The organism is Pantoea sp. CFCC18177 (genome assembly GCF_059412425.1).
On the sequence record NZ_JBNBPL010000030.1, the window covers coordinates 54,251 to 66,496 of the forward strand.

The following is a 12,246-nucleotide window of genomic DNA, read 5'->3' on the forward strand; positions in this document are numbered from 1 at the left end:
TTGTTAAACGTTTGCGTCTGCGAAGGGTTTTGCACCCGAAAATTTGGGTCAACGCTGCCTGTTCAGGCAGGAAAAATCGCTTCAGCAGGCTGTAAATACAGCATGCGCAAAATGGGTTGCGCAACGAAAGGCGGCGATTCTAGCAAGCTGGCGCGGATAACACGAGATTTTTGCCTGACGCTGTGCGAAAATTGTTTTAACCCTAATAAAAGTGTGACTAAGGAGTAGTGATGAGTACAGATCTGAAGCTGGCCCTGATGACCACGGTTGGCGCACTGTTAATGATTATTGCGTTCAGCTTTACGGCCATCCTGCATTAAACAAAAGCGTATAAAAAAAGCCGGTGCTGTGAAAGCATCCGGCTTTTTTTATACGTTGCGCAACGACTAACGAATGGTTTTCGGCGTCATCATGCGGCGTGCACCAACATAATGCTTCTCCCAGTAATCCTCACCCAACGCACTAATCTGAATGTCTTTACCGGTGCGCGGTGACTGAATAAATTTACCGTTACCAAGGTAGACACCTACGTGATCGGCAGTGCCACGATTATTAATACGGAAGAAGACTAAATCGCCTTTTTCGAGCATCTGACGCTTAATCGGCGCGGCATCATGCAAGTGATACATCTCATTCGCAGTGCGCGGGAATTTGTATTTGACTAAATCTTTGTAGGCGTACCACACCAGACCACTGCAGTCGAAACCTGTATTCGGCGAGGTGCCACCCCACTGATAAGGTTTGCCCAACTGGCCCATCAATTTGGTCATCGCTGTTTCACGCGCCTTTTGATAACGCTGGCGGTGTGATTTGCTCATGCGAATGCCGGTCAGCTCCAGCGCTTCATCATCGACTTCACGCGTTTTTTTGGCTAAGCGTTGATGGCCATATTTCTTTGCTGGCGATTTCAGCAGGGATTTCTTACGGGTGGTTTTGTGCAGCGCGGTTTCTGTCTTGCTTTGCTTCTTCAGCTTGAGTTTTTGCACCGTAGTAGACAGGCGAGACTTTTTAGCCGTGGTTTTCACCGGACGTCGCTTGCGGCGCTCATCTTCGCGCGCGCTTTTTTTCTCAGCATTATGCAAACTGGCGTTAACAGGCGCATGCGGTGAAGCAGAGGCCACATTAACGAACAGTTGGGCGAAAGCCAGTATGATAAGCGTAATCAGTAAACGCATAGTCCGGTTACAGGTTAAGCAGTCTGATAAAAAAACAGGCCGCGGCTACGTAAGAGAAATCTGATCAACGATCAGCGCCGAAGTGATTCTAATCCACTTTTTTTCCAAAAGGTAAGGCCTTTTTCTATTAATCTGTTACACGGCTTATTCTGTCGCCTTAATGAGCAATTTCAGCTGGTTAACGCAGCGAAACTATTGCTAATTATTAATTTGTTCATGCCTTTTAATGATATGAAAAAAGTATACCTGTAACTTACTGATTTAAATCCTTATCAATCACCCCTGGCAACCTTATGGGGCATGTATGGGACATTCAGGGCTAATTTCCTGTTTATGTGCTCCACCTGGTCCGCACTGTTCTCAGGCATCCAGCCACCATAAACCTGAAAAACCATCTGTGCACTTGCGTGGCCCATCTGAGAAGCAATGAAAGTCGGGTTAGCTCCGGCTGACAGCATCCAGCATGCGAAAGTGTGGCGAGACTGATACGCTTTACGATATCGTAATCCTGCCCGTTTCAACGCGGGTTCCCACATGGTACGAAGTGAACCGACCGCATAGTGATCCTTTCTTACTGCAGCTCTCGGTGTTTTCTGAGGGCAGAAAATAAACGTGCAGGGGTGAGTGGTTGTCCGGCCATACTCCCGCAGTTTGATCTCAACCTGGTGTTGCTTACCTAGCCGGGTAAGCTCCGCCTGGTCCCTCAAGGCTCGCATAGCTGGCTCAACAAGATGAATAACCCTGTCGGTTCCTGCTTCTGTCTTTGGTAGCGTAAACTCACCTATCAGAGACAGGTTGCGCCTCACCGTTAGCGTTCCCGCCTTCAAGTCCACATCCTCCCACGCCAGAGAAATCAACTCACCGTGACGAACGCCCGTGTAACAAGCAATGGTCCACAGGTTTTTAGCCTGCCGGGTAGGGCATGCATCTATAAACCGGCTGAACTCTTCGCTGCTTAGTGGGTCGGGATCTACCTTGGCTTTCTTCAGCGGCTTCATGCCAAGGCTGGGGTTTGCTGCAATATATCCATTATCCGCGGCAAACTGAAACATGCCACCAATTGCCGTCATGTAATAGTTGACCGTGGGCACAGTTCTGCCCTTAATCAGATTCGTCCGGCAGTGGGTCATGATCTGATAACCAGTGAGAAGCTCCTTTCTCAGAATCAGCAGGTCTTCCTTCGTCACAGCAGAGGCGAACTTTTTGCCACCAATCAGCGGGACGATGTTCTTCACCACCGAGGTGTATCGATGAAGGGTGTTCGCGCTGATTTCCATGCTTTTAAGCTCGATCCATTTTTGCGCAAGCTCCGTGACGGTAATTTCCTTTTTCTCAACGCCAAATCGTTTCAGATTCACTGAGTTTGGAAACTGAACGGCGTAATCAAAGTTCCCCATTTTTATTGCAAAGCAGACTGAGGAGCGCATCTCACCTGCGATTTTTCGATTTTTTACTGTATCAGGCACGCCAAGGTTTTCTCTGACGCGCTGGCCTTTGTACAGGAACCAGATGCGGAGTGATCCGCCGTGGTTTTCAACGCCTGTTGGGTATGAAGTTTTATTCACTTTTCCCTCCGGACGTCCAGGAGCGATTCAAGCATAACGATTTCCTTTCTTCTGGTCACGCTGATGGATCTGGATGTTTCTGCGTGGCGATCCACGCATCAATGGCTTTCCGGTTATACATGCACTCGCTGGTTGGCTTCGGGTCGTTCTCGGGAGATATGTGTTTGTACTCCCGGCCCATTAACCAGGATTTTTTTCGTGCGCGGGTAATTGTTCCTGGCTTCAGGCCAGTAAGTGCGATGAGCAAGTCTTCAGATACCCATTCATTGGGCACCATTTGAATGATGGTTTCCATTGGCTCTCCGGATGTTGGTATATGACAACAAAAGTGGTTAATCGGGTGGGATGTGGCTATATGGCAAAATTCACTCTTTCGGCGGCCACAGCCACGCCAGCAGCAGGGCAATAAAAAGGGCCAGATTCGTGAGAATCCAGCCCGTGTCGGCTTCTTCGGAGGTGGCGGTCATTTCGCAGACCTTACTTCTTTATCGATGATCCGAACAAAGTGAATCAGCCATGCCTTTGGCCGGAACGTGTTTGGCGGCAGGCAGTCGATGCTCTTTGCGTGGCGATCGAGAATGGCGGTGATGATGCTGTCGCGTTCCGATCGCGGCTTACCTTTCAGCGCCGCCAAAATATCTGACCGGCATTTGCGCGCTACCGCCCGGAGCGCGTTTTCAGTTTGTGGTGACATCATGCGATTTTCTCCTGGGCGAGAGGTGAGCACATTTCGGGGAGGTTGGCGCGTACCAGCGCTTCTGCGAATGGCGGCGGTACCGCGTTGCCACAGCGGGCAACCTGTTTGTCTTTGGCGTATTTCTTGCCGCGAAAGTCCTGATCAATCACATACCAGGAAGGGAAACCCTGAGCCGCGTAGAGTTCATGAGGCTGCAGCATGCGCATACCGATATCGACTATCTGGTAATCCGTGCCGTCAACCGTGACCAGGCCGAACCGGTCATTGGTGGTGACGGTGCCAAGCGGTTCAGTCAGGCCAACGCCGCCTTTCTCATTGCCGTAGTACTTCATCAGGAAAGCGCGCACCTCGCCGACATGCTGGCCGCCGGCAGTGATGGTTGGCATCGGCGTGTCGGTGCGCTGACCGTCTTTGCAGGTGCCGCGCAGTTTAATGAGGTTGGAGGTGACAAGCGCGTGATGATCAGTAGTGGTAACGGTATGCGCTGGCGCATCCATCGCGGCGCCGGGGCCGGTATAGTTGCCGCCGAAGTGCTTAGCCATAAACGCCGTGACCAACGCGCTCTTACCGCCTCCTTTCGACATAACTGTGCCTGATGGTTCATCAACCGGATGGCCAACGCTATTGCCGAACTGCCGCGAGATGACTGGCGCGAGCATCGGGCAGACAACATTGGTTCGATTCTGCGTCAGTAGCGTGAAGAACGGCTTATCAACCGGGCGCGGTTTCATCTGGAACGTTGACCCGCCGGTACCTGCAAAAATCGGCGCTACAACGGCATACCCATGCTTGCGCGTAATCGTCTGGAGTGGGTCGTCAAGAGACTGGCCCCGGAAGCAGTCGTAACCGCCTTTGCTGGTGGTGTGGTTGCACTTCACGATGAATGGCGTCGGGTTATCGATCACGAAGCGCTGTATGCCGCGCGCAATTCGCTTCAACGTGTTTTCGGCCAGTGGTTTGCTGCGCCCGAAAATGCTGGGGCAGGGAATTGACCAGTCGATGCATTCAGCAGCTGTTCGCCACGGCTTAAGGTGCCCTGACTGAACCGCCAGGCTTTTCGGATCACCATGCGATTGCACTGGCCACGTTACTGGCTGCCCGTCGCAGCGCATCACCATAAAGAAGCGTTTGCGAATGGTCGGTGCGCCATAGTCGCAGGCGCGTAGCTCGCGATATTCGACCGCATAACCCAACCCGGCCACCAGGCGGCGGGCGTCGGCGCTGTGGCGGCCAATCTGCAGAAAATCGCAAACCTCATCCAGCGCCGGGTGATCATCAGCAACGCCGGTGCTCAACATACCCACGAATGCCGCGAAGGTTTCTCCCGCGCGCGCCGGATCCGGGCGGTCTTCACTTTCCAGCAGCGGACCCCATGTTTTGAATTCTTCCACGTTCTCAAGCATCACAACGCGCGGGCGCTTCGCCAGTGCCCAACGAATGACAATCCATGCCAGGCCGCGAATCTCTTTCTTCACTGGCTTGCTGCCCTTGGCCTTACTGAAGTGACGGCAGTCCGGAGAGAACCACGCCAACCCAACCGGTGCGCCAGCGGTCGCTGCAACCGGGTCAATATCAAACACCGATTCGCAGTAGTGAAGCGTGTCCGGGTGATTGGTGGTGTGCATGGCGATTGCGTTTTCGTCGTGATTGATCGCAATGTCCACGCTGCGGCCGGTAGCCATTTCAATACCGGTGCTGGCGCCGCCGCCGCCGGCGAAGTTATCGACGATGATTTCCCTCATAGGGCGTGTTCTCCAAACGATGCGGTTAACGACTGAGCTGCGGTGATGATTTCTGCTGACGGGTGGCGTTCAAGCAGCATGCGGTTGATGTGCTGCATCACCTTCTGATGGTGGCCTTCTTCAATTGAATGAAGCGCGGGGATCTGCTTGGCAATTAACGTGACCTCTACGGGCCAGACGCGGTTAGCTGTTTCAGGAATAGTTTCTGGAATATTTTGCGGCTGAATCTGTCGTGCCATCTTGCCTGCCGCGCGCTTAATCTGCGCCATCATTGCCGAGCCGCGCATCTCCAGCTCTTCCCGGCTGACATAGTCCATTTTCGGGCCGCGCCAGTTCTTATCGAACACCGCGATCGCCGCGCCGAACCCGGCTGATGATTCTGCTGGCTGGCCTTCCTCTGGCCGGTACCATTCTGGCAAATCGAAACTGATGCGCCCGCGAACAAAGGCAACGTGATCTGCTTCTTCCGGCCACCACGTCTCGGCGGTTGCCGCTTTGATGAAATAGACATAGCGCCCGCCCAGCTCACGCATTGCCATGGTGTGGGCGATGATGTGGCGCATGCCGGTGATGTACTGGCCATCGTATTCGCTGGCGCGGCTGTAGGGCGGGTTTGCATATGCGGCGCCGTTCAGTTCCGCCAGGCGTGCTGACCAGTCCTGCGTCAGCGCATTATCTTCGGCGGTGTAATACGCCTCGCATTTGTTGTTCTCGCGATCGGCAAACAGGTCGAGAACGAAAGGGCCGTACAGCGAATTGATGCCCCACCATATTTGATCAGGGGTGCGCCACTGGTCGCCGACCTGCTTAAGCTTGTGGGTAGGCTGGGCGCGCAGCGCTTCCAGCGCCGCAACATATGGATTGGTCATGCGAACTCCGATAATCGGCTGAGGCTGCGGGCACCGGTAATCACCGTCGCTGCCATGGTGGTACGCCGGGTGATGACTTCGATCTGATAGTGTTTGCCGCGGTAGGCGATGGAATATCTGATGGGGTGGTGCTTATTGCCCTCGCCATACCTGGCTTGGTGTGCATCCAGTGCTTTGTTGGCGGCGACGAGGTGGGCGGGCTCTTTGTCGCCTCTAATTACCTGCTTCAGTGACATTTTCGAATGCCTTTTCGCACCACAAAGATATGGCGGTGATCTGCTGCTGAATCTCCTGAAGCGTTTGTGCTTCCCCGGTGCGGATTTCGTGATTAATCACTGCGCGGATCAGGTGCTCTATTTTCGAGAAGTAACCGATGCGTTGTTTTGTTTCCTGACCGGCAGTTTTGCCATGCTGGACGATGTTGGTGACATAGAGAATGAAGTCGTTTAAACCGCCCTCAATCGTGTATTTTTCGCCGAGTTTGATGTTGAGACTGCGCTTGGCTGCCATGGGTATCTCCGAAATTTGGGCGTAAAAAAACCTGCCGGAGCAGGTTTGGTTAATTTGATTTTTATGGCCTTGTTGAGAATAAATATCCCGCACCATCACGGCCGGTATAGTAAAAATCAACGAAGTTGCCTCCGTCCAGGCTGAGGCTCTGGAATTCTTGATAACATTGTGTCTTTCTGCTACCTTAACTTTCACTTCCCTTCCTCCTTCTGATAAACCGGGTCACTGCCGCGCGGGAACTGCAACGCGACATTCCTGTAATGCTGCAGGCGCTCTTTGAAGTATTCGCGCAACGCTTCAGGCTGCTGCATCTCCACTTCCATGGCGATTACCGGCAGGTTCATGCGCTCTTTGTAAGCAGCGCCAGAAGCGGCGAGATCCACGTTTATCTTGTCGCGTTCTTCTCTGCTGCGTTCCGCCAGATTATGGGGCATGACTACTCCTTAGATAGCTGCTCTATGGCGAGCAATATACCAAGGTGGGATTCGTTTGTTTGTTCCATGATCTGCCAGTGCAAACGCTTTAGCTGATGAACGAGCTGGGCCCGGTCAGTTTCAGCGCCATTATTGGCAAGCGCAAAGCAGCACTCTCCGACGATTCTGCATGCTTCGTCGTAAAACTTATCAGACAGTTCATCGAATTCAGACATGGCGATTCCCCCTGGTAGGAGTATATCGCCACTATCGGTAAACAGGGGAGCAGATAAGTTGCGCCGTGGGGCGTCGCTCGAGTATGAGCGATTTGATCTGCTCACACGCGGCTTTGTCGTGATAGATGCGTTCACTGACGGGCATTGCATTGGTGGCTGAGGAGAGGATGAGGACGAAGCCGATTAGCATGCTCTCTCCTTGCTGCGCTTCAGCGCTGCCTTGTAACTGGCTTTAGCTTCCCCTTTAGTTTTGCACCATTCACCCTGAATTCTTATCCCGAAATGATCCCGGCGAGACATGCGGTAATTGCCCCTGCCGTCTGAATCCACTCGAGGCATGTTGATGCACAACCAATCACAGAAGTCGTGACCGTAATCAGCGCGAATGAAGTCGCGGTAATTCTGCTTCGAACGCTGCTTTCTGGCTGGTAGTTTCGGCGGGCTGTATTCCACGACTTCGCCATAGGTAATGCCATCAATCGGGTGATAGCGGCCCGGCTCAGCCAGCGGCTGATCATCAAGTAAGATGCCGATGTGGTGCCCAAAGTCTTCTACGATGACACCCGGCTTACCATATGCCACTACCCGGCGGCCAACGCAGGCATTCACGCCGTAATGCTGGTTGACGTATTCAAACATTACTCACCCTCCACTACGTAATTTTCGAAGTGGTCGATACCTCTACGCCATATTTCTTTAATGGTCGGCCAGTCGATCATGATGGTCTCTTCCCACTGGCCTTTATTACCGCAACCTTCACATCCTCCTCCTACACACTCCGGGCAAGCGACTGTGTGAGCTACAAAAAACTCACCAGAGAGAGCATGCTTAGTGCCGTTCTCTGCTGTCAGTTGTCGCGGTACCGCAACAAACCCCTCAGGCAACTTGCAACGCTGGCTTACACGTTCATCGCTGGTGGATGTACTGCATTTCAATAAGCGTTGATTTGGCTCTCTAACCAGTGGTATCCACACGCCTGATTGCTTTCTCACGTCACACATCGCTGAGTTATTTAGCTTTGCGCCAGTGGTTTGATGAATCCACACAATAGGCTGCGTTAACGACTTACGCAGAGCCAACAGTTCCATAGCCATTGAGACTATTTCTGCAGTGACATTGCACATGCGCTTATCGTGTGCGAACTGCTCCAAGCGCTCATCGCTAATCATCTGGTTACTGTTCATTGGTTGACCTCGCATCATTGAAACGGAGTTTTCGCCACGCTTTGCGGTAATCTGCTTTCGTGGCTCGCAGACCGCGATTGCGGTTATGACGGGAGTTACGACGGGGTTTTCCTCGCACCATCATGCTGCGCATCGCTTCGTCCTCATTCATGAAGACGGCAGCTACGCCCTTAACGCCATGCTGGACCAGCACTACCGGTTTAATGTGCTCCGGGTGCTTCCACACGCTTTTGTCGGTTAAAGTTGCCATACGCAACGCTGTGCGGAAGTCATTGGCTTTGTCGGTGGGCTTGATAGCTCGCAGATATGCTATTCCTTTGCGATACTTACTCATCACTCATCCTCCACGCGCTTAAAATCGATCACCCACACCCAAGGGTTAGCCTGCCAGCTTTCAACGCCATAGATAGCTGCCCATAGACCTGAAAACCAATCGATGTTGAAGTAAGGCGTACCACCCTCAGCAATCGCGTCAGCCTCACTGATATCCTGCAAGCGCTCCACACGAACGCCGATAATCTCCAGTGTTATGCGGGAAGCCCAGCGCGGCATGTGGATGGATGGGTGCCATGCAAGTTCGCCGCTGGTGGTCCGATCTCGCCGTGGGAACATTTTGTGCTGCTCTGATGCGCGGAATGATTGGGATTTCCCGTCAGCGCGATAAATCACACCTGTCTCATGGGTGGGTTTTTTGAAGTCGGAGCGCTGCCATTCACAACGAGCTGTTTCACGCACCCACAGGCGATCACCGTTCAAACCGAACGGGCAGGCAATGTACATGTCCTCATTTCGCACCATCGTTTTGCCTTCATTAAACGGAATCCATAAACCCGGATTGCCACACTCAGCTTCTTCCGGGATAACTTCAGGCTGCACCTTCATAACCCGGCGCGTCTGCGTCTTCCTGCCTTCCAGAACTGCACGAACCATTTCGTCGTTAAAAATAATTCCACGTTCACGCATGTTGATTCTCCTTAGCTATCTCCACTGATCGCCGAATGCGAAATCAATTTCAGCGAGTGCCAAATCCATTTTTTCGATGAAATCTGGCACCTGCTCATCAAAATCAGCCATGTACTTTTCATCACGTTCTACAACGACGTGGTGAATGCCTTCGCGCTTCATTCGAGGGTCGTAATTAGCAAAGAACCACGCGTTTTTACCCGTTACCCACATGCTGTATTGCACCTGCGCCATGTATGCAGACTTAATGGCATCGAAACCACCAAGGCGGAATTTAACGAAGTCTCGGGAGGTGAAAGGGCACTTAAGCTCAAGGCCGAACTCATTACTGCATAGCCCGTCTGGTGAACATGCGGTGCGCAGCGAACTATCCCTGTAAATGATCGGTGCTTCTGAAACTTGAACACCTGAAGTGAATTCAAACAGCGTTCTCGCGTCCATTTCGTGCTGCTTGCCCCACGCCAGAGATTTTGCATTTACCTCCGGTGATACGCCGGTACAAACTTCGGCGATCAATGTGTGGAAGTACGATTTCTTCATCTCAGTCCATGCGGTGCCACTTCGTGGTTTGGCGATCACGTTTGAAACTTCAGAGGCGGTGATCACCCCAAGGCGAAGACGCATCCAGTCTTCTCCGCCTTGTTCGACATTTCGCACATCAATCCCTGTGCGCTCAAGGATAATTTCGGGTGTCATGCCGCCTCCGGTGCGCGCTTAGTGAGGAAGTTAAATCCTTTCTGCGCTTCCTCTTCGGTTAGTTGGTTGGCTTCGTAAATTTCACGCTTGAAGATGGAACGACAGAGAGGCAGGAAATCATCATCCCAATCTTTATCGAGTTTCATCAGAAGGTCGCTGATTGCCTGAAGCGTTGCACTACTAGCCATTAACGCCTGTGATTCCAGTACACGCTGTGAGGTAACTTCGCGCACGTCGTTGACATCCAGTGTCTTGCCTTCCATCTCTTCAGCTGTTGGCTGCTGACCAATCTCAGGCCAAGCCTTACGCAGTGCCTGCGCTTCGGCGCATTTTGATAACTGTCCATATGGTCGCTTTTTCCACATAGCATTCGGTGCGGAGGTGTCGCGGCCTGCAGTGGCGTAGTTCTCTGTCCAATATTCCTTTGCGCTGAACTCGACGATCTCACCGCTTGGCATTCGTTTACATACGGTGTACTTGCACCATTGCGGGAACGTGACCTCAACACCATTGAGCGTCTGGGTGACATCTGGCCCAAACTCTGGCTCATGAGCGCCAGCGTAATCGCCTGAACGGTCAGCCTGAATGCGATATAGCCCGATGCCAGGCATGACAACATCACGCCATTCGTTCTTACCGCTTTTTTGGTCTTTAACGCTCATCGGTACAAGGTGAACAGGCTTCAAGAGAGGATCGAGTTGGCGCGCTCGGCAATAATCCAGTGCCATCATTACTGACTCTTCCTTAGCGCCTGGGTAAATACTGTTTTTGAGGGCGCTCCACGTCGCCACATCAATACCTTTTTCTGCCAGAACACTGGCGGTGATGGTTAATTCACCTGACATTAGGCCACCTCGTCGTAACTGTGTTTGTGCTTCCAGATTTCAATTGCCCGCTCGCGCTTCGCGGCGGTGATCATCATGTCTCGCATGAATGCATCAGCTGCCATTTCCAGCTCATCATCCATGTCAAACATGCCCATGGTTTCATGGTCGAAGTGGCGAAGCATCGATGCGCAGGCTGGCGCCACAATAGGGCTCATGCCGCGCTTACTCATGATGTCGTCAACCCGCGCCGCGATGATCTGCAGTTCGTCATCTGGCAGGCTGTTGGCAATGGCCTGAACCTCTTTGCCGTCTTTCGTGTGCAGGCGGAATTTCATTTGCGTTCCCCCATGATCAGGCGCTGCAAAAACGCGTTGATGAAGGTGAAGCCGTTGGAGCGTTTCAGCAGCTCGGCGCGCTGTCGGTCCCAAGTTTCCTGTTGTTTCTGGTACTGCTCGGCTTTTTGTTCTGATTTCATGGGTTGCCGTCCTGCGTGATGACTTCCACCAGACGCTCCCAAAGTTGCTGTAAGCGGCTTTTAGGCTGCCAGTGCATAACGTCAGCCCCGGTCAGTTTGAATGCGAACTGGTTTGATACAGGCGTGGTAATAGGGGAGCTACCCATGTGGGCAGCCCCAGCAGTTGCAAATTGCATGGGTAACTCCTGGTGTTAGTTAGATTGGGTGATCAGTAATTGATGGTGGTGTGAGGAATCAGGCCGTCTTTCAGCGCTACCAGAGTGGCGATAGCTGCTTCGCGTGACAGGCCAGCGTTAGCGATCAGCGCGTTAACTACGGCGGTGCCGACTGCTTTGCGGTGTGCTTCGTTTGCTGCTCGCTTGGCGGCTTCGTCGGCGATGCGTTTCTCTTCAGCCAGGCGGGCATCCTCCGCCGCTTTGGCTTTGCGCTGCTCTTCGGCGATGGCTGCCTGCTTATCGCGTTCAGCCTGCTCACGCGCTTCCTGCGCCAGTCGTGCGGTGCGCTCCTGCGCTTCCCTGGCTTCGCGCTCTGCACGTTCCTGTGCGGCGATACGTTCACGTTCTGCCTGTTCTGCTTTGGCCTTCAAATCTGCTTCGCGACGTTCGGCAGCTTCACGTTCAACCTGTGCTTTCTGTTCTGCTTCACGGCGGGCAGCTTCAGCGGCTTCCTGCTTCAGCTTCTCTTCGTGATCGCGGCGGGCTTTCTCTTCCGCTTCTTTACGGAGGCGTTCGAGTTCGGCGGCCTGGTCTTCACGTTGCCTGGCTACGATTACCGCGGCTTCCAACTTCTGCACTTGTAGTGGTCTAATCATTTCGGACACCGCCAGAGGTTTTTCTGCGTTTGCCTCTCTTTTTCAGCCGGCGACAGTCCGCCGTTGAATTTGTGTGGTCGTAC

The 12,246-nt window shown here is 52.9% G+C and carries 21 protein-coding genes; 1 reads left to right on the top strand and 20 read right to left on the bottom strand.

Annotated features, from left to right (window positions below):
• The first annotated feature begins 230 nt into the window (after positions 1 to 230).
• The gene (cydH, locus tag ACPUC8_RS22840; RefSeq protein ID WP_097119278.1) at positions 231 to 320 is read left to right on the top strand and encodes a cytochrome bd-I oxidase subunit CydH; all 90 of its coding nucleotides are present in this window, start codon (positions 231 to 233) and stop codon (positions 318 to 320) included.
• 66 nt (positions 321 to 386) lie between these two features.
• On the opposite strand, the gene ACPUC8_RS22845 is transcribed toward cydH, so the two are convergent.
• The 20 genes from ACPUC8_RS22845 to ACPUC8_RS22940 all read right to left on the bottom strand — a co-directional run bounded on the left by ACPUC8_RS22845 (position 387) and on the right by ACPUC8_RS22940 (position 12,163).
• Positions 387 to 1,175, bottom strand: coding sequence for a C40 family peptidase (locus tag ACPUC8_RS22845; RefSeq protein WP_039335803.1), 789 nt, complete (start codon positions 1,173 to 1,175; stop codon positions 387 to 389).
• Positions 1,176 to 1,447: 272 nt separating this feature from the next.
• Positions 1,448 to 2,740 (bottom strand): tyrosine-type recombinase/integrase, encoded by a 1,293-nt coding sequence (locus tag ACPUC8_RS22850; protein ID WP_494927406.1) that lies wholly within the window; start codon positions 2,738 to 2,740, stop codon positions 1,448 to 1,450.
• Positions 2,741 to 2,795: 55 nt separating this feature from the next.
• A complete protein-coding gene (locus tag ACPUC8_RS22855) occupies positions 2,796 to 3,035 on the bottom strand; it encodes an excisionase family protein (protein WP_494927407.1) in 240 nt (79 codons plus the stop codon).
• A gap of 168 nt (positions 3,036 to 3,203) precedes the next feature.
• Positions 3,204 to 3,437 carry a hypothetical protein gene (locus ACPUC8_RS22860; protein WP_494927408.1) on the bottom strand — a complete coding sequence of 78 codons (234 nt, stop codon included), beginning with the start codon at positions 3,435 to 3,437 and terminating at the stop codon, positions 3,204 to 3,206.
• Positions 3,434 to 5,179: a DNA cytosine methyltransferase gene (locus ACPUC8_RS22865; protein WP_494927409.1), complete on the bottom strand. Its 1,746-nt coding sequence runs from the start codon at positions 5,177 to 5,179 to the stop codon at positions 3,434 to 3,436. Before ACPUC8_RS22865 ends, ACPUC8_RS22860 begins: the two co-directional genes overlap by 4 nt.
• On the bottom strand, positions 5,176 to 6,048 hold the full coding sequence (locus tag ACPUC8_RS22870; protein WP_494927410.1) for a phage N-6-adenine-methyltransferase: 873 nt from the start codon (positions 6,046 to 6,048) through the stop codon (positions 5,176 to 5,178). The genes ACPUC8_RS22865 and ACPUC8_RS22870 overlap by 4 nt, the downstream gene beginning before the upstream one ends.
• Entirely contained in the window at positions 6,045 to 6,278 is a 234-nt protein-coding gene (locus ACPUC8_RS22875) for a DUF4060 family protein (protein ID WP_494927422.1), read from the bottom strand. The genes ACPUC8_RS22870 and ACPUC8_RS22875 overlap by 4 nt, the downstream gene beginning before the upstream one ends.
• Positions 6,262 to 6,753 carry a DUF5405 family protein gene (locus ACPUC8_RS22880; RefSeq protein ID WP_494927411.1) on the bottom strand — a complete coding sequence of 164 codons (492 nt, stop codon included), beginning with the start codon at positions 6,751 to 6,753 and terminating at the stop codon, positions 6,262 to 6,264. The genes ACPUC8_RS22875 and ACPUC8_RS22880 overlap by 17 nt, the downstream gene beginning before the upstream one ends.
• Entirely contained in the window at positions 6,750 to 6,992 is a 243-nt protein-coding gene (locus ACPUC8_RS22885) for a DNA polymerase III subunit theta (protein WP_494927412.1), read from the bottom strand. Before ACPUC8_RS22885 ends, ACPUC8_RS22880 begins: the two co-directional genes overlap by 4 nt.
• Positions 6,993 to 6,994: 2 nt before the next feature.
• On the bottom strand, positions 6,995 to 7,207 hold the full coding sequence (locus tag ACPUC8_RS22890) for a DUF2767 family protein (RefSeq protein WP_494927413.1): 213 nt from the start codon (positions 7,205 to 7,207) through the stop codon (positions 6,995 to 6,997).
• A gap of 183 nt (positions 7,208 to 7,390) precedes the next feature.
• Positions 7,391 to 7,846 (bottom strand): hypothetical protein, encoded by a 456-nt coding sequence (locus ACPUC8_RS22895; protein WP_494927414.1) that lies wholly within the window; start codon positions 7,844 to 7,846, stop codon positions 7,391 to 7,393.
• Positions 7,846 to 8,391, bottom strand: coding sequence for a hypothetical protein (locus ACPUC8_RS22900; protein WP_494927415.1), 546 nt, complete (start codon positions 8,389 to 8,391; stop codon positions 7,846 to 7,848). The genes ACPUC8_RS22895 and ACPUC8_RS22900 overlap by 1 nt, the downstream gene beginning before the upstream one ends.
• Entirely contained in the window at positions 8,381 to 8,725 is a 345-nt protein-coding gene (locus tag ACPUC8_RS22905; protein ID WP_494927416.1) for a hypothetical protein, read from the bottom strand. The genes ACPUC8_RS22900 and ACPUC8_RS22905 overlap by 11 nt, the downstream gene beginning before the upstream one ends.
• Positions 8,725 to 9,354, bottom strand: a complete 630-nt coding sequence (locus tag ACPUC8_RS22910; RefSeq protein ID WP_494927417.1) for an ASCH domain-containing protein — start codon at positions 9,352 to 9,354, stop codon at positions 8,725 to 8,727. Before ACPUC8_RS22910 ends, ACPUC8_RS22905 begins: the two co-directional genes overlap by 1 nt.
• A 15-nt stretch (positions 9,355 to 9,369) precedes the next feature.
• The gene (locus ACPUC8_RS22915; RefSeq protein ID WP_494927418.1) at positions 9,370 to 10,050 is read right to left on the bottom strand and encodes a lambda exonuclease family protein; all 681 of its coding nucleotides are present in this window, start codon (positions 10,048 to 10,050) and stop codon (positions 9,370 to 9,372) included.
• A complete protein-coding gene (gene bet, locus ACPUC8_RS22920; RefSeq protein ID WP_058973979.1) occupies positions 10,047 to 10,895 on the bottom strand; it encodes a phage recombination protein Bet in 849 nt (282 codons plus the stop codon). The genes ACPUC8_RS22915 and bet overlap by 4 nt, the downstream gene beginning before the upstream one ends.
• The gene (locus tag ACPUC8_RS22925) at positions 10,895 to 11,212 is read right to left on the bottom strand and encodes a hypothetical protein (protein WP_494927419.1); all 318 of its coding nucleotides are present in this window, start codon (positions 11,210 to 11,212) and stop codon (positions 10,895 to 10,897) included. Before ACPUC8_RS22925 ends, bet begins: the two co-directional genes overlap by 1 nt.
• Positions 11,209 to 11,352 carry a hypothetical protein gene (locus ACPUC8_RS22930; RefSeq protein ID WP_156138052.1) on the bottom strand — a complete coding sequence of 48 codons (144 nt, stop codon included), beginning with the start codon at positions 11,350 to 11,352 and terminating at the stop codon, positions 11,209 to 11,211. Before ACPUC8_RS22930 ends, ACPUC8_RS22925 begins: the two co-directional genes overlap by 4 nt.
• Positions 11,349 to 11,528, bottom strand: a complete 180-nt coding sequence (locus ACPUC8_RS22935) for a hypothetical protein (RefSeq protein WP_494927420.1) — start codon at positions 11,526 to 11,528, stop codon at positions 11,349 to 11,351. The genes ACPUC8_RS22930 and ACPUC8_RS22935 overlap by 4 nt, the downstream gene beginning before the upstream one ends.
• Positions 11,529 to 11,560: 32 nt before the next feature.
• Entirely contained in the window at positions 11,561 to 12,163 is a 603-nt protein-coding gene (locus tag ACPUC8_RS22940; protein ID WP_494927421.1) for a hypothetical protein, read from the bottom strand.
• Positions 12,164 to 12,246 lie beyond the last annotated feature (83 nt).

What these genes read in the sequence shown, in the direction of transcription:
- ACPUC8_RS22900 (WP_494927415.1), bottom strand. Translation starts at nt 8,391, where the DNA reads ATGAACAGTAACCAGATGATTAGCGATGAGCGCTTGGAGCAGTTCGCA.
- ACPUC8_RS22885 (WP_494927412.1), bottom strand. Translation starts at nt 6,992, where the DNA reads ATGCCCCATAATCTGGCGGAACGCAGCAGAGAAGAACGCGACAAGATA.
- ACPUC8_RS22930 (WP_156138052.1), bottom strand. Translation starts at nt 11,352, where the DNA reads ATGAAATCAGAACAAAAAGCCGAGCAGTACCAGAAACAACAGGAAACT.
- ACPUC8_RS22925 (WP_494927419.1), bottom strand. Translation starts at nt 11,212, where the DNA reads ATGAAATTCCGCCTGCACACGAAAGACGGCAAAGAGGTTCAGGCCATT.
- ACPUC8_RS22940 (WP_494927421.1), bottom strand. Translation starts at nt 12,163, where the DNA reads ATGATTAGACCACTACAAGTGCAGAAGTTGGAAGCCGCGGTAATCGTA.
- ACPUC8_RS22890 (WP_494927413.1), bottom strand. Translation starts at nt 7,207, where the DNA reads ATGTCTGAATTCGATGAACTGTCTGATAAGTTTTACGACGAAGCATGC.
- bet (WP_058973979.1), bottom strand. Translation starts at nt 10,895, where the DNA reads ATGTCAGGTGAATTAACCATCACCGCCAGTGTTCTGGCAGAAAAAGGT.
- ACPUC8_RS22855 (WP_494927407.1), bottom strand. Translation starts at nt 3,035, where the DNA reads ATGGAAACCATCATTCAAATGGTGCCCAATGAATGGGTATCTGAAGAC.
- ACPUC8_RS22905 (WP_494927416.1), bottom strand. Translation starts at nt 8,725, where the DNA reads ATGAGTAAGTATCGCAAAGGAATAGCATATCTGCGAGCTATCAAGCCC.
- ACPUC8_RS22870 (WP_494927410.1), bottom strand. Translation starts at nt 6,048, where the DNA reads ATGACCAATCCATATGTTGCGGCGCTGGAAGCGCTGCGCGCCCAGCCT.
- ACPUC8_RS22895 (WP_494927414.1), bottom strand. Translation starts at nt 7,846, where the DNA reads ATGTTTGAATACGTCAACCAGCATTACGGCGTGAATGCCTGCGTTGGC.
- ACPUC8_RS22860 (WP_494927408.1), bottom strand. Translation starts at nt 3,437, where the DNA reads ATGATGTCACCACAAACTGAAAACGCGCTCCGGGCGGTAGCGCGCAAA.
- ACPUC8_RS22910 (WP_494927417.1), bottom strand. Translation starts at nt 9,354, where the DNA reads ATGCGTGAACGTGGAATTATTTTTAACGACGAAATGGTTCGTGCAGTT.
- ACPUC8_RS22915 (WP_494927418.1), bottom strand. Translation starts at nt 10,050, where the DNA reads ATGACACCCGAAATTATCCTTGAGCGCACAGGGATTGATGTGCGAAAT.
- ACPUC8_RS22845 (WP_039335803.1), bottom strand. Translation starts at nt 1,175, where the DNA reads ATGCGTTTACTGATTACGCTTATCATACTGGCTTTCGCCCAACTGTTC.
- ACPUC8_RS22935 (WP_494927420.1), bottom strand. Translation starts at nt 11,528, where the DNA reads ATGCAATTTGCAACTGCTGGGGCTGCCCACATGGGTAGCTCCCCTATT.
- cydH (WP_097119278.1), top strand. Translation starts at nt 231, where the DNA reads ATGAGTACAGATCTGAAGCTGGCCCTGATGACCACGGTTGGCGCACTG.
- ACPUC8_RS22865 (WP_494927409.1), bottom strand. Translation starts at nt 5,179, where the DNA reads ATGAGGGAAATCATCGTCGATAACTTCGCCGGCGGCGGCGGCGCCAGC.